The 19,540-nt window shown below is 69.4% G+C and carries 13 protein-coding genes and 2 pseudogenes; 10 read left to right on the forward strand and 5 right to left on the reverse strand.

What is annotated here, in order from left to right; genetic code table 11:
• The first annotated feature begins 166 nt into the window (after nucleotides 1-166).
• Nucleotides 167-3,886 carry an nSTAND1 domain-containing NTPase gene (locus IM697_RS44135; RefSeq protein ID WP_194043330.1) on the forward strand — a complete coding sequence of 1,240 codons (3,720 nt, stop codon included), beginning with the start codon at nucleotides 167-169 and terminating at the stop codon, nucleotides 3,884-3,886.
• A gap of 175 nt (nucleotides 3,887-4,061) precedes the next feature.
• Here the strand turns inward: IM697_RS44135 and IM697_RS44140 are convergent, their stop codons facing one another.
• Nucleotides 4,062-4,508, reverse strand: a complete 447-nt coding sequence (locus tag IM697_RS44140; RefSeq protein ID WP_194043332.1) for a hypothetical protein — start codon at nucleotides 4,506-4,508, stop codon at nucleotides 4,062-4,064.
• A gap of 620 nt (nucleotides 4,509-5,128) precedes the next feature.
• Here IM697_RS44140 and IM697_RS44145 point away from each other — a divergent pair.
• Nucleotides 5,129-8,443 carry an alpha-L-rhamnosidase gene (locus IM697_RS44145; protein ID WP_194043334.1) on the forward strand — a complete coding sequence of 1,105 codons (3,315 nt, stop codon included), beginning with the start codon at nucleotides 5,129-5,131 and terminating at the stop codon, nucleotides 8,441-8,443.
• Between the two features lie 139 nt (nucleotides 8,444-8,582).
• On the opposite strand, the gene IM697_RS44150 is transcribed toward IM697_RS44145, so the two are convergent.
• Nucleotides 8,583-9,461 carry an alpha/beta fold hydrolase gene (locus IM697_RS44150; RefSeq protein ID WP_194043336.1) on the reverse strand — a complete coding sequence of 293 codons (879 nt, stop codon included), beginning with the start codon at nucleotides 9,459-9,461 and terminating at the stop codon, nucleotides 8,583-8,585.
• A 25-nt stretch (nucleotides 9,462-9,486) separates the two neighbouring features.
• Complete coding sequence (locus IM697_RS44155) at nucleotides 9,487-10,188, reverse strand: SDR family oxidoreductase (protein ID WP_194043338.1); 702 nt, start codon at nucleotides 10,186-10,188, stop codon at nucleotides 9,487-9,489.
• A 186-nt stretch (nucleotides 10,189-10,374) separates the two neighbouring features.
• Here IM697_RS44155 and IM697_RS45345 point away from each other — a divergent pair.
• The 5 genes and pseudogenes from IM697_RS45345 to IM697_RS45350 form a co-directional block, all read left to right on the forward strand.
• A pseudogene (locus IM697_RS45345) lies at nucleotides 10,375-10,831 on the forward strand (ABC transporter); the annotation flags it as partial.
• A 55-nt stretch (nucleotides 10,832-10,886) separates the two neighbouring features.
• Nucleotides 10,887-11,450, forward strand: coding sequence for a TetR/AcrR family transcriptional regulator (locus IM697_RS44160; protein ID WP_194043347.1), 564 nt, complete (start codon nucleotides 10,887-10,889; stop codon nucleotides 11,448-11,450).
• Between the two features lie 270 nt (nucleotides 11,451-11,720).
• Nucleotides 11,721-12,188: an ATP-binding protein gene (locus IM697_RS44165; RefSeq protein ID WP_265582697.1), complete on the forward strand. Its 468-nt coding sequence runs from the start codon at nucleotides 11,721-11,723 to the stop codon at nucleotides 12,186-12,188.
• A 123-nt stretch (nucleotides 12,189-12,311) separates the two neighbouring features.
• On the forward strand, nucleotides 12,312-12,698 hold the full coding sequence (locus IM697_RS44170) for a hypothetical protein (RefSeq protein ID WP_228044431.1): 387 nt from the start codon (nucleotides 12,312-12,314) through the stop codon (nucleotides 12,696-12,698).
• A 452-nt stretch (nucleotides 12,699-13,150) separates the two neighbouring features.
• The gene (locus IM697_RS45350; RefSeq protein WP_228044432.1) at nucleotides 13,151-13,345 is read left to right on the forward strand and encodes a hypothetical protein; all 195 of its coding nucleotides are present in this window, start codon (nucleotides 13,151-13,153) and stop codon (nucleotides 13,343-13,345) included.
• 143 nt (nucleotides 13,346-13,488) lie between these two features.
• On the opposite strand, the gene IM697_RS44180 is transcribed toward IM697_RS45350, so the two are convergent.
• The gene (locus IM697_RS44180) at nucleotides 13,489-14,091 is read right to left on the reverse strand and encodes a hypothetical protein (RefSeq protein ID WP_194043353.1); all 603 of its coding nucleotides are present in this window, start codon (nucleotides 14,089-14,091) and stop codon (nucleotides 13,489-13,491) included.
• Nucleotides 14,092-14,708: 617 nt separating this feature from the next.
• Between IM697_RS44180 and IM697_RS44185 the strand changes: the two genes are divergently transcribed.
• On the forward strand, nucleotides 14,709-15,476 hold the full coding sequence (locus IM697_RS44185) for a transposase (protein ID WP_194038268.1): 768 nt from the start codon (nucleotides 14,709-14,711) through the stop codon (nucleotides 15,474-15,476).
• 25 nt (nucleotides 15,477-15,501) lie between these two features.
• Here IM697_RS44185 and IM697_RS44190 read toward each other — a convergent pair.
• A pseudogene (locus tag IM697_RS44190) lies at nucleotides 15,502-15,735 on the reverse strand (DUF4394 domain-containing protein); the annotation flags it as partial.
• Between the two features lie 307 nt (nucleotides 15,736-16,042).
• Here IM697_RS44190 and IM697_RS44195 point away from each other — a divergent pair.
• On the forward strand, nucleotides 16,043-17,248 hold the full coding sequence (locus IM697_RS44195; RefSeq protein WP_194043355.1) for a PucR family transcriptional regulator: 1,206 nt from the start codon (nucleotides 16,043-16,045) through the stop codon (nucleotides 17,246-17,248).
• 266 nt (nucleotides 17,249-17,514) lie between these two features.
• The gene (locus IM697_RS44200; RefSeq protein ID WP_194043357.1) at nucleotides 17,515-19,398 is read left to right on the forward strand and encodes a PA domain-containing protein; all 1,884 of its coding nucleotides are present in this window, start codon (nucleotides 17,515-17,517) and stop codon (nucleotides 19,396-19,398) included.
• Nucleotides 19,399-19,540: the final 142 nt, after the last annotated feature.

Raw genomic sequence — 19,540 nt, forward strand, 5'->3', positions numbered from 1 at the left:
TCGGGATCGCATGCGCAGACAGAGTCCTCTTTGGTGAGGTGTTGGCTGGGCGTGTTGTGCGGCGGTGCCGACGCGGTCCCCCGCGCCGCTCACATCAACGAGTTCAGCGGCTGGAGCATTGTTCGGCAGTACCGTTCTGGCGTCCGAACAATGGCGGGGTGAGGGTGTGGCGGGGCGTCGTGAGGTGCCGGTTGATCCGGCGTCGGGTCCGGTGCAGCGATTTGCGTCCGAGTTACGCAAGCTGCGGTCGGAAGCCGGCGGGATCACCTACCGGGCTCTGGCCCAACGGGCGGGCTACTCGGTGACCACGCTGTCGCAGGCGGCCGCAGGCGAGCAACTGCCGACGCTGCCGGTGACCCTGGCCTATGTGGGGGCGTGCGGTGGAGACCCCGCGGAATGGGAGGCCCGGTGGAAGGAGGCGGTGGCGGAGTCCGCCGGCGACGGCTCTCGGGACGACGACGGATCACTCCCGCCGTACCGAGGTCTGGCACGGTTCGAACCCGGTGACAGCGGCCTGTTCTTCGGCCGGGAACGGCTCACCGCCGACCTGATCGACCTGCTGAACCGCCGGCGGTTCGCGGCGGTCTTCGGCCCCTCCGGCAGCGGCAAGTCCTCCCTGCTGCGGGCCGGCCTCATACCCGTCCTCCGGCAGACCAAGGAGAGGGACCTGCGTCCGGCCACGATCCGGATCCTGACCCCGGGCGAACGCCCCGCCCGCACCCACGCCCCCCTCCTCACACCCGCGGCTCCCGGCGACGGCGGCGCCGGGACGGACACGCTCGTGATCGTCGACCAGTTCGAGGAGGTCTTCACCCTCTGCCACGATGCCGCCGAGCGTGCCTCCTTCATCGACCTGCTGCTGGCCTCCCGGCAGCCCGAGAGCCGCTTACGGGTGCTGCTGGCGGTGCGCGGCGACTTCTACGGCCGCTGCGCCGAGCACCGCGACCTGGCCGACGCACTGCGCGACGCCGTCCTGCTGGCCGGGGCGATGAGTCCCGCGGAGCTGCGCGACGCCGTCGTCAGGCCGGCCACGGCCGCCGGACTGACCGTGGAGCGCGCCCTTACGACCCGGCTGGTCAAGGAGGTCGCCGACGCGCCGGGCGGGCTGCCGCTGCTGTCTCACGCGTTGCTGGAGACCTGGGGCCGCCGCCGTGGCAAGACACTGACCATGGCGGGCTACGAGGCGGCCGGATGTCTGGACGGCGCGATCGCCAAGACCGCCGAGGAGGTCTACGGCCGGTTCACTGAAGACCAGGCGGGTGCCGCCCGCCGTGTGTTCCTGCGCCTGATCGCCCCCGGTGACGGCACCTCCGACACCCGCCGTCCCGTCCAGCGCGCGGAACTGCCCGGCACCGGCCGGGATGACACCGCCCAGGTGGTGGAGGCACTCGTCCGAGCGCGGCTGCTCATCCTGGACGGCGACACGGTCGAGATGGCCCACGAGGCCCTGATCACGGCCTGGCCCCGGCTGCGCGAGTGGATCGAGGAGGACCGCGAACGCCTGCGGGTGCACCGGAAACTGACTGAGGCGGCCCACGCCTGGCAGGAACTGAACCGTGAAGAGGGCGCCTTGTACCGGGGAAGCCGGCTCGCCGCCGCCCAGGAACACTTCGGCGGCGCACCGCGTGAGGACCTGACGGACTTGGAGTACGCCTTCCTCGACGCCAGCTGCGACCATGAGCACAAGGGCCGTCGACGGTACCGGCAGGTGCTCACCGCGGTCACCGCCGCCCTGTGCCTCGCACTCGTCGCCGCCGGCCTCGCCATGGGGCAGTGGCAGAGCGCGGTCACCGCCCAGCACCTGGCCCAGTCCCGGCAACTGGCCGCCCAGTCCAGCGCACTGCTGGACTCCGACCCCGACCTCGCCTCACTGCTCGCCGTCCACGCCTACCGCACCAGCCCGACCCGCGAAGCCACCGCCGCCCTGTACGCCGCCGCGGCGCTGCCGCTGCGCAAGCGACTGATCAGCGGTACCGAACCCGTGCAATCCGTCGCCCTCAGTCCGGACGGACACACCCTCGCCGCGCAGAGCGGCGACGGCAAAGTACGGATCTGGAACCTGCCCGACGGCCGGCTCCGACACACATTCACCGGCCACATCAGCGAAGCCGTCGCGTTCAGCCCCGACGGACGCACCCTCGCTGTCACCACCGCCAGTGGAACCGGCGGGACCGTGGCCCTGTGGGATCCGGTCACCGGAAGGAAGCTCAGAACCTTCACCGTCCCCGATGGTTCGGTGCGCGGGATGGACTTCAGCCCTGACGGTCGTACCGTGGCCGTCTCCTCGCCGGCGGCCGTACGGGTGTGGGATGTCGCCACCGGCCGCAAGCGGCACAGCTTCACCAGCCACGTCGACCCGCAGGCGGTCGCCTTCGGCCCGGACGGACGCACCGTCGCCGCTGTCGTAAGCCGCAGCGGACTCGTGCGGGTATGGGACGTGGCCACCGGCCGCACCCGGAACGCCCACGACAGCCGGATCAAGGGCGATGCCGTGGTCTTCAGCCCTGACGGCCGGACGTACGCGGTTGCCGCCACCGACGGTTCGGTGCAACTACGGGAGGTGGCCACTGGCATCGTCCGGCACACCATCAGGGACGATGCCGACGAGTTGAACGGGATGGCCTTCGCTCCGGACGGGCGGACCCTCGCCATCCCGGGCCCCGGCGACACGGTGCGACTGTGGGACACCGCCACCGGCACAGCGCGGGCCACCGTGACCGCCGGTCATCACGGACGCGGGGCCATGGACGTGGCCCTCGGCGCGGACGGCCGCACTCTGGTCACCAGCAGCAACTTGGACCCCGCCGTCCGCGTCCACCGCCCACCTGTCGATCAACCGCAGACCACTCTGTCAGGCCACGCCGGCACCTACGTCGCCGACATGGCGTTCAGTCCGGACGGACGCACGGTGGCCGCGGTTCGCCAAGGGCCACCCGGACGTGGGTCGGTACAGCTTTGGGATGTCAGGACCGGCGATCACGAAGCCGCACTGGCGCTCGACACCGGTCCGGCACTCCGGGGCAAGCAGTTGGCCGTCACGATTCCCCGCCTCGGGGCCGTGGGTTTCAGACCGAATGGGCGCGCCCTGGCTGCCAGGGCCGGCAAGAAGAGAGTGGTTGAGGTCCGGGATGTCGCCACGGGACGCCTACGCCACAGCCGTGCCCTGGGCGCCATCGACACAGCGGTCTTCAGTCCCGACGGGACGCGACTCGCCACCGTCGGCACAGAGGGATCGGTACGGATCTGGCACCTTCCAACCGGCGCACTGCGCACCGCCCACACCGGCCGCGGCCGACCCGTAAGGGCGGCGGCGTTCGCCCCGGACGGCCGCACACTCGCCGTCGTTCACGTCGACGCCGACGGCGAACAGGTCACGCTGCTCGACGCCGCAACCGGCCGCACACGGCGCACCATCAAGCCGAGTACCAGGAGCCCGCTGTCCCTCGCGTTCAGCCCGGACGGGCACACCCTGGCCACAGCGAGCGGCAGTAACGGCCTGGTGAAGACCTGGGCTGTGCGCACCGGTCAGCTCCAGGAGAGCTTCAGTGCCGGCGGTGAGGTGGCTTCGCTGGCTTTCAGCTCCGACGGACGCACGCTGGCCGCAAGCAGCGCAAGAGGAGTCCAGCTATGGGACCTCGCCATCAGCCGGCTCAGAATCACCCTGCGGACCCGCTCGCCGGCAGCACTGGCGTTCAGCCCGGACGGACGCACTCTGGCCGTCAGCACAGGCGACTCCGTCGGGCTGTGGAACGTCGACCTGCCCGACCCGGCCCGCGCGATGCGGAACATCTGCGAGGCCATCGACACAACTCTCACCCCTCTGGAACGGTCCCGTTATCTGCACGACCAGTCCGCCGAAACCGGCTGCCAGCCAGCCGCCCGATAGCACCTCAAATGCACCACCGCGCAATGACCAACTCATCCCGTGTCCGCACTCGCGAGGAGACCGCTGGAGCAGACAGCCGAGCGAGCCGAACCCGAGGCATCGGCCTTCACGCTCACCCAACCCGTAGGAACGGACAACCCCAGCCACCAAACCGGAGAACACGACTCCCCCCTGCTTACCGGCGCACCGCCGTCTCCCGCGACACCTCCATGAGCTCGCCGCCACCCGGGACGGCGAGGACACCGAATCCACGCGTCCTGGCGCCTCCTGCCTGCCAGACCTGACCGGCGTACCAGGCACCGTGCTCAAGTTCCTCGGGCCAGTGACGTCGGCGAAGCGGATTCCGCGCGGACATGAGACCGGTCAACTCCTCGCCTTCGCGGTATCGCAGCTGGACGGGCACGCCCATGACGTCCTTGACACCGTCGGGCCGGTGCGCCGCGGAGATCAGCTGCCACGGATGCTGCTCGAGCACACGCCGGATGCGCTTCAGGGAACCCATTACGTCGCGGCGCAGGTAGAGAAGAGTCAGATAGACAAATGACACCAGGACGATGCCGCCGGCAGCCTGCTCCCTGGCGTTTTCGCTTGAGAGATTTCCAAAGAGCACGAAGTACGCCACCCAAGAGAGGGCATACAAGAAGTGCCAGACCCAGCGCCCCCTCTTCGCTTTCCTCCGGGCCTGCTCCCATGCCGCCCTGGTCTCAGGGTGGTCGAAAGCACACTTATGCAGGGGGGCGTGCGCATCGGCAGGGCCTCCATCGGCCTGCGTGCCGAGCTTGTCGAAGTGAGGGCCCGCACCGCCGTCTTTCACAATTTCTCCTCGTATATGGATTCAAGAGCCCAGGAGACCGCGATCGACACACCACTCCAGGAGTTCGAGGAGAACCTCGAGAAAACCCTGAAGAAGATGACAGATTCGGCGGCGCCGTCCCTTCCCAAGCTGAGAGCGCGAGTTCGATTCCAAGCGCTTCAGGATGCCACTTCGGCAGCAACAAGCTCCGATCGCCTCAAATGGCGAGACCCGTTTCCTGGGACCTGGGTCGCCGCGCGACAGCCGATCGGAGGCCGGCCCTGCCTCCCGCCCCTCTCAACCCTCTCAGCCCGCCACTCGCCCGAATCACCGCTGTCACACACCTTGTTGGGGCGAGTTCGCGTGCATAGCATTTCCGGCAAGAAGAATCCTGAATCGTTTCAAGCACGGTCCGTTGTCCGGGGCGACACAGCGAGCGAGGAACGCGTATGGGCCAGATCTGGAACCGAAGACTCTTCCTCAGAAGCACGACGGCAGGCGCGGGCGCTGGGTTGACCGCGTTCACGGCCGGGTCCGGGGCGGCCGCCGGCACACCGGCGCCGGGTCCGGAGGACAGCCGCACCGGGCCCCTCCGGATCGAGCGCACCACCGTCGAGTACGCCGAGCGGCTCCTCGGTACGGACGTCGAACACCCTCGCCTCAGCTGGGAGTTGTCCGCACCGGGGCGCGGCGCCCGGCAGAGCGCGTACCAGGTCCAGGTGGCCCTCGCCCCGCGGGAGCTGACGAACGGCACCGGGACGGCGGCCAAGCTGGTCTGGGACTCGGGGAAGGTGGCGTCCGACCAGAGCGTGGGCGTCCCCTACGGCGGCCCCGCGCCGCGCCCCCGTACCCGGTACCACTGGCGGGTACGAGTCTGGGACGGCACCGGACGGCCCTCCCGCTGGAGCGGTGTCCACTGGTGGGAGACAACGTTGTCGGCCGCCGACTGGCAAGCCCGCTGGATCGGCGCCGACGCTCCCGCGCAGCCACCCTCCCTCTCCGGTGCCTCATGGATCTGGTCGCCGGGCGCCACATCCTCCGACGCCCCCGTGGGACCGCGCTGGTTCCGGGCGGAGCTGCGTCTGCCGGATGACGGCGCACGGGTGCGGCGAGCCACCGTGGCCGCCACCGCCGACGACGACTTCACGCTCCATCTGGACGGCCGGCAGGTGCTGCACGCGCCGGAGCGGCAGGACGGCTGGCGAACCGGCCATGCGGTCGACGTCACCGAGGTCACCGAGGCTGCCCGCGCCGCCGACCGCCCGGTGGTACTCGCCGTCCGCGCCACCAACCGCCCCGGCGCCTCGGTGAACCCCGCCGGCCTGCTGGCCCGGCTGGTCGTCGAGATGGAGGACGGTGGGCAGCATGAGCTGGTCACCGGCCCCGGCTGGCGCGTCGTCGAGACCGAGCCCCAAGACGGCTGGCAGCGCCCGGAGTTCGACGACACGGACTGGGCCGAGGCCGCGGTACTCGCTCCGTACGGGCAGGGGCCCTGGGGCAGTGGGGTGAGCGTCGCCGTGCCGGAGCAGCCCGCGCCGCTGCTGCGCCGCGCCTTCACCGTGCCGCGACGGATCTCCCGAGCCCGCCTCTACATCAGCGGACTCGCCTACTACGAAGCCGAGATCGACGGCCGCAGGGTCGGCCGGCAGGTGCTCGACCCCGGCTTCACGGACTACGACGAGACCGTGCTGTACGCCGTCCACGACGTCACCGGGCTGCTCCGGCGCGGTGAGAACGCCATCGGTGTCACCCTCGGCCGCGGCTTCTTCGGCATGACCACCCCCAACGTCTGGAACTGGCACCGCCCACCGTGGCACGGCGAGCCCCGGCTGCTGGCCCAGCTGGAGATCGACCACCCGGACGGCTCCCGCACCACCGTCGCCTCCGACGGCGAGTGGCGGATCACCGAGGGGCCGACCCTGTCCAACTCCCTCTACGCGGGCGAGACGTACGACGCTCGCCGGGCACCGCGCGGATGGACCCGTCCCGGCTTCGACGACAGCGGCTGGCGGACGGCGGGTGTGCGGCAGGCGCCCCGGGGCGCGCTCACGGCGCAGCCGCACGACCCGATCGAGATCGTCGAGACGGTGCGGCCGACGGAGACCTCCGAGCTCCGCCCCGGGGTGTACGTGGTGGACATGGGCCGCACCATGGCGGGCTGGACCCGCCTCACCGTCCGGGGCGCCGAGCCGGGCACCGTCGTCCGCCTGGTCCACGGCGAGAAGCTGAAGGCCGACGGAAGTGTGCACGCTGAGACCGGCCATGTCCCGGGCCGCTTCCAGACCGACGAGTACATCTGCGCGGGCGACGGCGGGGAGGAGGATGAGGAGGAGGAGTCCTGGGAGCCGAAGTTCTCGTACAAGGGCTTCCGTTACGTCGAGATCCACGGCCTGCCCGCACGTCCCTCCCCGGAACAAGTGCTGGGACGGCTGGTGCACACACGCGTCGAGGAGGTCAGCTCCTTCGGCTGCTCGGAGCCGTTCTACGAGTGGCTGGACGGTGCCATGCGCCGCACGATCCTCAACAACCTGCACGGCATCCCGACCGACACCCCCATGTACGAGAAGAACGGCTGGACCGGCGACGCCCAGGTCGGCACGCCGGTGATGACGTACGCCTTCGGGGTGCACCGCTTCCTGTCCAAGTGGCTGGGCGATCTGGCGGACAGCCAGAACGGCGAGGGACAGGTGCCGGTGATCGTGCCGAGCGGCGGGTGGGGCTACCGGGAGCTGGCCCCCTCCCCCGAGTGGACGACCGTCTATGCGTTCGTCGTCCGTGAGATGTACCGGGTGTACGGGGACGAGCGCGTCGCCCGCGAGCACTGGGCGACGCTGACCCGGTACCTGGACTGGGAGCTGTCCCGGCTGCGGGACGGGCTGGCGGTCACGGCGCTCGGTGACTGGGTGGCGCCCGGCTACGAGATTCCCCCGGAGGACACCCGGCTGACCGCGACCGCGTACCTCCACCGGGCGCTGCTGCACACCGCCGAACTGGGCGAGCTGCTGGGCGACGGCGCGGTCGTGAAGCGGTACCGGGAGGCGGCCGAGAAGCTGAAGACCGCGTTCAACGAGGCGTTCCTGAGCCCCGAGGGCCACTACCGCACGGCGAAGGACCCCGGGTACCGGCAGACGTCCAACGCGATCCCGCTCGCCTTCGGCCTGGTGCCGGCCGGCGCCCGTACCTCCGTGGTGGACAGTCTGGTGGCGGACATCAAGGCACGCGGCAACCATCTCAACACCGGCTGCCTGGGCACGAGCGTCCTCCTGCGGGTGCTGTGCGCCCACGGCCACCCGGACGCGGCACACGCCGTCGCGACCCAGCGCACCTATCCGAGCTGGGGATACTGGTACGCCAACGGCGCCGACACCATGTGGGAGATGTGGCCGCTGGACTCCCGCTCCCGCGACCACTACTTCCTGGGCACGGTCGCACAGTGGCTGTACGAGAACGTGGCCGGGCTGCGCCCCGGGGACGCCGGCTACCGCACCTTCACGGTGCGCCCCGACGCCCGTACGGGAGTGAACTGGGCCCGTACGTCGATCCGTACGGTGCGCGGCGAGGCCGCCGTGTCCTGGTCACGGCTGGACAGGGAGCTGCGGCTGTCGGTGCGGGTGCCGGTGGGCTCGACGGCCGAGGTGCATGTGCCGGGAAGGGCGCGCGAGGGGGTGGCCGCCCCGAAGGACGCGGAGTTCCTGCGTCGCGACCCCGCGTTCGTCGTCTTCCGTGTCGGGCACGGGGAGTGGGCCTTTACGGGCGCGGCGTGACCGACCCGGTGACGTCCCGGACGGTGCCCCTCTTCGGCTGCCGGGTGCCGGTCGACGACCGCGCCCGGCAAGCCCAAGGGACCCTCACGCAGCGTGGGAGCGCGACGCCGCTACAGGTGGCCGAAGCGGTCTTGGGCGCTCAGGCCACCGCCTTCAGCAGGTCGGCCAGCACGTCGGGCCGTTCCAGGGCGATGAAGTGGCCCGCCTTGGGGACCTGTGTGAAGTCGGCGGCCGGCAGCAGTTGCTTGTTGGCTTCCCGGTCCGAGGGCCGGGACCAGTCCTTTTCCCCGTAGACGAGGTGGACGGGCGCCTTGACCTCGCGGTAGCGCGAGCGGGCGGCGATGAGGCTGGGCAGGCTCTGGTACACGGCTCGGGCGACGGTCGGGTAGCCGGGGCGGCTGCCCACCTGGAGGAGCTCGTCCACGTAGTCCTCCCGCAGTGCGCTCTTGTCGCCGAGCCCGCCCTGAAGGATCTTGCTGAGGGCGGGCTTGGGCTCCACCCCGGCGATCACCGGGCCCACCCCGGGGGCGAGGACACCGCTGATCACCACGCGGGCGAGGAGGCTGGAGCGGGCGATCCCACCGCGGAAGTCGTAGGTGTTGACCGCGACGACGCGCCGTACCCGCTCCGGGAGGTCGCCGGCGGTGGTCAGGGCGAGCACCGCCCCCATGGACTCGCCCAGCAACGTCACGTCGTGGAGGTCGAGTTCGGTGAGGAGCCGCTCGACACCCGCGCGCATGGCCGGCTCGTCGTACGACGCACCGGGCACGATCTCGGAGTAGCCCATCCCCGGCAGGTCGAGGGCGTACACGGTGTAGTGGTCCGCGATCAGCGGGATGAGGTGGCGGAAGTGCTCGGCCTGGGTGCGCACGGTGTGCAGCAGGACCAGGGGAGCGCCGGTGCCCGCCTTGAGGTAGCGCAGGGTCCCCTCGCGGCCGTCAAGTCCCGCGCGCGGGGCGACGGTGTGGCTGGTGGTCCCCGGAATGTGGATCGTGGGTCGTGACTCGTGGCTGGGCATCTCGCCGACTCCTTGTGGGTGACAGCTACTTCGCCAGCTGGGCGTACAGTCCCGCCAGGTCGCCGGCCAAGCCCGCCTTGACCTGCCGTGAGATGTCGTCGGCGAGCACCTCGTACGCGCCCGTCTCGACCCCGTCGAGGGCGAGGGCGGCGACGTCACGAGGGGCGGACTTGGGCGCGTCGACGCCGGCCGCCAGGTCGGTGTCCACGTATCCCACGTGCAGTCCGGTGACGGCGATGCCGCGCGGCTGGAGCTCCAGGCGCAGGGAGTTGGTCTGCGACCACAGGGCGGCCTTGGAGGCGCTGTAGGAGCCGCCCAGGGCCAGCCAGGAGAGCACGGAGTGCACGTTGAGGAGGTGGCCGCCGCCGTTGCGCTCGATGACCGGCACGAAGGCCCGGGCGACCAGGAGCGGGCCGTAGAAGTTGGTCTCGAACTCCCGGCGTATGTCGTCGACCGGAGAGTCGAGGAAGGACGCGCCGACCGCGGCACCGGCGTTGTTGATCAGCACGGTGACGTCCTGCGCCTGCGCGGCGGCCGCGGCCACGGAGGCCGGGTCGGTGACCTCCAGCGCCACCGGGACTGCATCCGGGTGTGTCACGCCGCGCGGGTCGCGGGCCGTGGCGTAGACCTTGCCGGCACCGCGCGCGTACAGCTCCTCCACCAACGCCTTGCCTATGCCTCGGCTGCCGCCGGTGACGAAGACGTTCGCGCCCTTCAAAGCAGTCATGACTGCCTCCACAGAATGAGAAACCGATCGGTTTCCGTGAGAGTAAACCGATCGGTTTCCGAGCGCAAGCCCGCCAGCGGCCCGGCCTGGTCGATGTCGGGCGTGCGACGCGTGGAGGTGGCACCCACTCCGCACTCCAGGAGGTGTCGCCGCGCCGCTCCCAGGAGAGCCGCACGATCGCGCTGGACGGAGGCGACACCGGCGGCCGGGAACGCCTCGCGCCAGGTGGGAGAGGAGCTGACCGCGCAGACCGGTGCCCGGCAGGCGAAGCTGCCCGCCGACCCGGCCGCCGTCACGGTCGAGGACGGCCATCCGCTCGACTCACACAGCGGCCTAGGCCGGACGGGGCTCTACTACGCCCTCGTCCTGGTCGTGTGCGGCATGCTCTCCGCCAACGTCCCGACTGCCCCTGCTGTGGCTGTACTCGGTGTGCGCGCTCGCGGCCTCCGGATTCGAGCCCCTGCGGCAGATCACCGGTGGTATGCGCTCGATCCTCTACTACGACGCCCAGGGCGACGCGGACCTGACCCGAGGCTGGGTCGTGATGGCCAGCGCCCTCGTGGCGGCCGCGCTGTTCGGCTTCGGCGTACTGGGGTGGTGCGACCGCAAGGGGCTGCACCGCGTCCCGGTACTCGGAGTGCCGCCCCGCTGGAAACCGATCGGTTTTCAATTTGTCCGCTTCGGGTTAACCTCGCGCTATGACCACCGAAGTGAAACCAAGCCCCAGGGAGCGGCTGCTGGAGGCGGCGGCCACGCTCACCTACCGGGACGGCGTCAGCATCGGCGTCGAGGCGCTGTGCAAGGCGGCGGGGGTGTCGAAGCGCTCCATGTACCAGCTGTTCGAGAGCAAGGACGAACTCCTGGCGGTAAGCCTGAAGGAGCGCGCCTCCGCCTACGTGGCGACTCTCCTGCCCGCGGCGGGCCGGTCACCCCGCGAGCGGATCCTGCACGTTTTCGAGCAGGTGGAATCGCAGGCAGGAGCACCCGAGTTCCGAGGCTGTCGGTACCTGGCCGTGCAGATCGAGCTCAAGGACCAGAGTCACCCCGCGAGCCGGGTCGCCCATCAGGTCAAGGCGAACCTGACCGCCTTCTTCCGCGCCGAGGCCGAGCAGGGCGGGGCGAGCGATCCCGATCTGCTGGCCCGGCAGCTCAGCCTGGTCTTCGACGGCGCGAGCGCCCGCGCGGGAATTCAGGCCGACGACCTGACCGGGCTCATCGAGCCCACCGTGACCACCCTGCTCGACACGGCAGGCGTGCGCTGACGCAGCCCCCGTCCAGAACACACCCTCACCGCCCGGCACCCGAGGAAAGCCCGATGGCCGCGAGAGCGCTGCCGAGCATGCCCGCTCAACGGAGCGTAGGTCAGCCGTACCTCGACGTGATGCAGCCTCTGCATAGCCGATGCAGCAGCGCCTCCTACATCCGTCGTCGCCAACCGACACCTGCTTGCGTGCAGTTGCCACCCCTCAACCGGAAGGTGACCCATGGCAACGCACCGGCTCAGTCTCTCCGTTTCAGCCACGCCCGATGCGGTGACCACCGCGCGCCGCCAGGCCGTGGCCGGGATACGAGGCTGGTGCGCGGAGCGGAACGAGGACGCCGTGCGCACCGCCGCGTTACTGATCAGCGAGCTGCTCACCAACGCGGTCAAGCACACATACGGTGATCGCGTATCCCTGCTACTACAGCCGGCCGGCCCCGTTCTCCGCATCGAGGTCCACTACTCCAGTCCGGAGCTGCCCCACCCCGGCCACCCGGACATGAACAGCGAGCACGGCCGGGGACTGCTCCTCATCGCGGCACTGGCCGACCGCCACGGCACCGAGCCGAGGGAGACAGGCAAGTGCTGCTGGACCGAACTCATCCTGCCCACTCCAGCAGGCCCGGGAGATCTCCACCCTCCACCCATCGAATGCCGGCTCAAGGATGCCGTGGCAGCCCCGACGAGCAGCCAAAAGCCCGAACCTCCCACCGCCCCACTCCCTCACGAGAAGCGTTGAACTGCCGCCCTTAGCCACAGGTCAGCGCGACCCAGGCCAGAGGACCCGAGATCCAAAGCTGAGCTCCCTCCAGGGCACCGAACCCCTACCGAGAGGCCGGCTGCCGTCATGGACGATGACCGCATGCGCTACTTCAATGGCACAGGCTGGCTCGCGATATTCACCGGCACGGAGACGATGATCGGCCGAACGGTGCACGTTGACGCCTGGGACGAGGCGACGGGCGTTGCCCTCGTGGTCGATCCCAAGCGCGGTACCCGCCGCCCGGTCACGGACTACCCGGACTTCTCCCACCTTGAGCAGGCCGACCAGGTGACTGCCGCCATCCCCGGAGGAGGCTGGCGCGCGTACTGGAAGGACGAGGGCCCCGACAACGGGCCGTTGACGGAGCAGGTACTGGCGTGGCTCATCACGTCCAAGGGACGAGCAACACCGATCACCGTCGACGCCCACGGACACGTGGACGACGCCGAGAGCGCCGATCGCATCATCCCACCTGGGGAAGAGTGAAGCAGCCCCCCGCCGCCTCACCGTCTCAGTTCCCGTCTCACTCACCCGCGTTCACGGCCGTTCAGAGGAGACCACCAGTCAGGCTCGCCGCACGAGCCAGCCACCCATGAACACAGGCGAACCCCTCCGAACGACGCTCACCACCCCACCAACACAGTTGGAAAGCGTGCGCATGGTGCGGAGGCCGCTGACCGCCCCTCGGGTGTTCGGCCTTCGCTGTCAGTCCCGAGCTGTACGGTCCCGCCCATGGCTGAGAGACCGACTACGAGCTGGCGTCACGGCATAGCTGAGGAAGCCGAGGAGCTTGCCGCCGGCACTCTGGAACCCGAGTGTGCCTGCATGGCAGCACTGTTCCCCGAGGAACTGCTTACGGCGACCGATGTAGTCCTCGACGCGTTCGAGGGCGAGCTTCCTGGACTTGGCGGTGCCCCCGACGAACAGGTCTTGCTGTGGTGGAACGCGTCGTCCTGGCCCTCAACGCGGTGGACGACGCCCACAACGGCAGCGCCTTCGAAACCGAGGAACGTGAAGAGCTGTGCGACTACATCGACGAGTCGCTCACCGAGCGCGGCGTCGATGTCGTCGCCCTGACCGCCCGCCACGGCCTCGGCCGGTACCAGCTCACGGACAAGTGGCGGAAGTGGTAATGGGGCTCACCAAGACGATCCGCCCGACATCGCACGACTGCATACCACAAACGCACCAGATCGAGCGGGAAACAGCGGGGAATCACGCCGCAAGCGACCGCAGCTTCCCAAGCTGAGCGTCCCAGCCCGCCCACACCAAGGAGTCAGAGAAGGTCCCGCCAAAAGGGAGCCGTTGCTGTCGGGTTCCAGGTCTCCTCGGCCTCGCCCCGCGTCTCGTCGAACTCCTGGTGCATGTAGTCGAGCAGGTCCAGGCCGTAGTAGATGATGTCGGTCTGCCACATCGAGAGCACCGGATGGCCGAAGCTCCCTCGGCCGACAGGCAGATACCGGTGGGCATACACGGGAACCAGCACCGGCACTTCCCTCAGGCGACGACGCGCCGTATCGAGTGCCGCTGTTACGTCTGCCGGGCGTTCGCCCCAGCCTGCGTACCAGAACCCGTTGTGCTCAACGTCGAGGAGCACACCTTCGACCGGCCAGTCGAGTTGTCGGCGCAAGCTGTCCAGGTCGCCGCCGCGCCACTCCGGCCAGGGCCTGGACCAGGTCTGCCCGTCCTCGGGAGGAAGGTTGACCGGAAGGCCGGCCGCCAGGAAAGCTCGGTGATCGTCCGCGAATTCGAAGCCGTGCTCTCGCTCGATGCTCGCGAACTCGGCGTCCGTCAGACCCGGCTCGAACTCAAAGAGGCCTGTCTCTGCCAGACGACGTGCGGCCTCCGCACCCAGGTGTACTCCCTCACTGCTGATCACCGCCGCACGCTAGCGCTAACCGAGCCGCCCCGTCACCCGAGTGGTGCGCGGTCGGCGCCGGCAGGTCGTTCCCTGGCCATCGGCTGAGCCCGGCCGTCGGTCAGGTCCCGGACGTGTCCCGGGCCGCCCAAGGACAGGCCGGGGATGCAACCCGTTTGCGATCGGCATCAACGATCGAGTGCCCCGGAGCCGGTCGAGCGGCACCTGCGTCCGAGCCGTTCGTCGGGTGAGGGTCAGCTTCCGGTGAGGGTGACCGCCAAGGACGTGCTGTTCAGTGGGAACGGGAAGATCGCAGTCGGCTCGCCGGTGACGAGGTTGATGCTGTAGAGCGTCGGAACGCGGCGACCGACGTCGTCTTGCCGTTGGTCAGATGGCTGAAGATGTCAGGCCCGCGTTGGGCTGCGCGTTGAAGCGGCGGCTGCGTCGGTCCGGTGCGGGGCGGAGTTGTCAGGGTGGTGTCCTCGACCGTGGTGTGGTCATTGAGGTTGTGCCGCAGGTTCTGCCCTTGGTGACCACCGCATCGGAGGTCTGCGGCGGCGTCTTGATCGTGTACAGGCCACCCTTGTCGCCTAGAGGTTGTCCCGTAACTGGTGGGGCAGTTGGTGCGTTGGCTGAGCATGGGTGGGGTGATCTCAGCGGATGATCCGAAGTGGATTGAGCCGTTCTCCGGACTGACCGAGTCGCAGTTCACCAGGCTGGTGGCTCTGGTGCGGCGTCGCGGTGGTGATGTTCAGCGCGGCCGTCCCTGGCGGCTGCCGCTGGAGAACCGCGTGTTGCTGGTGGCGACGTACTGGCGCACGAACCTCACATTGCGGCAAGTGGCGCCGCTGTTCGGGGTCTCGAAGTCTGCGGCCGACCGCATCCTCGATCACCTGGCGCCCCTGCTGGCCATCTCGCCGGCCCGTCGGCCGCGCAAAGACACCGTCTACATCGTCGACGGCACCCTCGTGCCCACCCGCGACCGCAGCATCGCCGCCTCCAGCAAGAACTACCGCTACTCGACGAACCTGCAGGTCGTTATCGACGCCAACAGCCGTCTGGTCGTGGCGATCGGCCTTCCGCTGCCCGGCAGCCGCAACGACTGCCGGGCATTCACCGAGTCCGGCGTCGACCGGGCCTGCCGCGGCGCACCGACCATCGCCGACGGCGGGTACCAAGGCACCGGCCTGCTCGTCCCGCACCGCAAACGACGAGGTCAGACACGCCTCAGCCCACACCAGGAAGCGGAGAATGCCGTCCACCGCAGGGCGCGAGCCCGGGTGGAACACGCCCTGGCGCGGTTGAAGAACTGGAAGATCCTGCGGGACTGCCGGCTCAAGGGCAACGGTGTTCATCAGGCCATGCTGGGCATCGCCCGGCTCCACAACCTGGCCCTCACCGGATAACTCACGCCTCATACGGGACAACCTCTAGGCCGTACATCAGGCCGTCCTGGACGCGGTGGTCGATGGCGGGCAGCTTGGTGTCGCCACTGAGGCAGGTGATGACCCGGACCCGGTTGAGCATGTCCGGCCGGTCCGTGGTGAAGCCGGCCATCAGGGTGCCGTCGCCGATGATCCCGAAGGCCCGCAGGCTGGGCGTGGCCGTGGGGGCGGCCGAGCCGGTGCCGGGCGCGCTCGCCAGCAGGGCCGCGGAAATGGACAGGAGCGCGGCCGTCGCCGCGAGTCTCTTTCTGATTCCTGCTTTCGTCAGTGTTCCCTTCACGTTCGATCGAATGCCATCGACGTGAATAGCATGCGCGATGTGAATCTCCACGAATGCGGATCTCTGCGAATGCGAATTTCGACATGCTGACGACTCGCATTTAGTCACCTTCACCGCAGCTCCACAAGCGGATCACGGCACAACGCCGCCCAGATCCGGGAACTTTGCACTCCATTCACGCGATGTGACAAATCACGTCCGGATTTCGCCTGTCGACCCGTTCACCTGCGATGGCAGGCTCCCGCCCATGGGGAGCCTATTCGCCGAACTGGCCCGGCAGGCGCCGACCAACGCCCGCCGGGAAGTCGACATGTATCTGTCCGAGATTCCGGAGTTCCGCACTTGGGAAACCAAGCCCCGGGGCCGGGCAGAGACGATGGAATACTCGGTGTGGCTGCGGCGCCGCACGATCGAACTGTCTCCGGACAACAGCGAGCTGACCGACGACGACCTTCGCTACATCGCGGCCATCGGCGAGATACGGGCCGGTGCCGGAATGTCCTCGGATTCGCGGCAGCGGGTACTGCAGCTGCACACCACGCTCATGCTGCGCGACATCCAGGAGGCGGCCGAGAGCCTGCGCGGCGGCCAGGTCGAGGAACTCATGCAGGTGATGACCTGGTTCGCCCCGCAGGGCGACCGCGGCATCGTCGCCTACCGACAGGGTTTCATCACGGTGCTGCGCCGCCGACTGCCGTACGTCGAACAGGTCGCCCTGCTGGCCAGGTCGCTGCTGACCGGCGATCCCATGGCCGCGGAGCTCGCCGCCGCCCTCGACCTGAAGCTCCCCGAATTCTGCGCCGTCGCGGTGATCCGTGTGCCGGACGGCCCCTTCGGCGACCGTGATCTGGCCATCGAGATCGAAACGCTCGTGAAGGCACACCGGGTGCCGGTCGTCTGGTACCCGGAGAGCGGCACGCGGGGCGGTGAGCTGATCGCCGTCGTTCCGTGTGCCGACGAGGCGATACGGCTCCCCTCCGCGCCCGGCGCCGTAGCGGACCTCGTCGGGGACTTCGCCGAGGCGCTCGGCCGCCCCTGCGCCGCCGGCACCGCCACCGCACCGCTCGACGAACTCCCCGACGCCCTCGAACGGGCCCGCCGGATCAGCAGGTCGGCCCCGCTGGGGAAGCCGTCCCGCCGACTACGGCCGCACACCATGGCGGACCTCTTCGTCGAACTCGCCGTCGCGGACGTGCCGTTCATCGACTCCTGGCTCCACACGGTGGCCCGGAGACTCGAACCGGGCCCGGACCTCGTGACCACACTCGATGCCTACTATCGCCACGACATGAACCGCGGCGCGACGGCAGCGGCCCTCAACGTCCACCCGCGCACCCTGGACTACCGCCTGCGCCGGGTCGGTGAGCTCACCGGTATCGACCCGGGCTCGGCGCACGGCGTACGCACACTCAGCGCCGTCGTGACGCGGCGGCTGTCGGGTGCGTGGGCCTGACGCCGTCGAGACGTCGATGGTGGTGGGCTGTTCGGCGTCGCTCCACCGGGAGAGATTCGCTGCGGTCCCAGAGCACGGCACGCAGCCTCCGGGCCCACCGGAGCGCCGGCATCCCGCCGCCGGCGCTCCGTCCGAAGTCGCGGTGAATGCGATCGCGTCAACGCGGCGCCACAACCCTTCCCTCACAGGTCTCGCACAGACTAAGTTGCCCTGGCTGCCCCCCGCGCCTCTTCACTCTCAGACCAAGGAGAGCCATGGGAAGAGCCATGGGCAGAGCGAGAGTCCGCATGCGCGTCGCGAGTTGTCTCGCCGCGGTGGGCCTTGTCGCCGGTGCGTTCGCCGGTGCCGCCCAAGCACATGACGGTGTCTCCGCCGACGACGGCGGTATCGACAACGCCGAGGCCACTCACGATCACCACAGCCACCAGCACGGTGGTGACGAGGGCCATCTCCCCGCCGGCAGCGACAACGTCCGCCTCGTCAGCAAGCTGGGCCTGAAGAACGTCGAGCCGGAGAAGATCGCCGACGTCGGTGTCTTCAACGGATACGCCTACCTCGCCGCCTGGGGCGGTGCGACCTGCAAGTACAACGGCGTGCACGTGGTGGACATCCGCAAGCCCGCCGCGCCGAAGGAGGTCGCCTTCATCCAGGCGAAGGAGGGCAGCGCACCCGGCGAGGGCATCCAGACCCTGCACATCGACACCCCGTACTTCGACGGCGACGTGCTGGTCAGCAACAACGAGAAGTGCAAGGACCCCGCCGGGTTCGGCGGTATGAACATCTACGACGTCAGCGACCCGGCCCATCCGACCCCGCTCGCCGAGGGCATCGGTGACCACACGGTCATGGGGCAGGGCAAGAAGGCCGCCAACGACATCCACAGCGTCTACGCCTGGGACGCGGGCAGCAAGGCGTACGCGGTCATCGTCGACAACGAAGAGGGTCCCGACGTCGACATCGTCGACATCACCAACCCGAAGAAGGCGAAGGTCATCGCCGAGTACGACCTCGACGAAACCTTCCCGCAGATCGTCCAGGACGCCCCGGCCAACCTCACCGAGATCTTCCTGCACGACATGGTCGTCAAGGAGATCGGCGGCCGGCAGATCATGCTCGCCTCCTACTGGGACGGCGGCTACGTCACCCTCGACGTGACCGACCCGACCAAGGCGACCTACCTCGGCGACACGGACTTCGCCGCGCTCGACCCCGAGGCGCTGGAGAGCGGGCTGGAGGTCGCCCCCGAAGGCAACGCCCACCAGGCCGAGTTCACCCTGGACAACAAGTACGTCATCGGCGCCGACGAGGACTTCGGGCCGTACGCGCTCACCGCCCGCAACCTCACCGACGGCACCGGGCTGACGGCGAGCCAGGGCAGCAACACCACGCGCCTGGAGGAGGGGCAGACCATCACCGGCGACTCCGTCTTCGTGGGCCAGGCCTGCGTCGGAGACCCGGCCGTCCCCGCCGGTGACCCGAACGCCGTGGACGTCGCCGTCGTCGAGCGGGGCGTGTGCACCTTCAGCGAGAAGGTCGCCGGCGTCATCGCGGCCGGCGGCTACGACGCCGTACTCGTCTTCAACCGCACCGGCACGGACGCCTGCGACCAGACGCTCGGCATGAGCGTCGAGGGCGACATCCCGACCTTCGGCGTCGCGCCGCGCGGCCAGGGCTTCGCCATCTTCGGACAGCCCTACGACGACGCCGCGTGTCAGGCCGGAACGGGCCCCGCCCAACTGCCGGTGGCGCCCGGCACCAAGGGCGACCGGCTGACCTTCTCGTCGTACTTCGACGGCTGGGGCTACGCGCACCTCTACCGCAACGAGAACGGCAAGCTCACCGAGCTGGACACCTACGCCGTTCCCGAGGCGCACGACCCCGCCCACGCGACGGGCTCCGGCGACCTCTCCATCCATGAGGTGGCCGTCTCGGAGAAGCGGGCCGACCTGCTCTACTTCTCGTACTACACGGCCGGTCTGCGCGTCGCGAAGATCGTCGGCGACGAGATCGTCGAGGTGGGCCACTACATCGACGAGCACGGCAACAACTTCTGGGGCGCCCAGGTCTTCGAGTCCGGCGGCAAGGAGTACGTCGCCGCCTCGGACCGCGACCACGGGCTCTACGTCTTCGAGTACACAGGAGGGGTGTGAGCAGCGGGTCCGGTCCGGAACGGGACCATTGAGGACGCGGGGTCGCGCCGTTGCGGGCGCGGCCCCGCGTGTCGTGCCCATGGCCTGCTTGCCCGGCTCTCCTTAATCCTCATGCGGCTTAATCCTCATGCGGCCGCCTGTG

This window comes from Streptomyces ferrugineus, from assembly GCF_015160855.1.
Lineage (GTDB): Bacteria > Actinomycetota > Actinomycetes > Streptomycetales > Streptomycetaceae > Streptomyces > Streptomyces ferrugineus.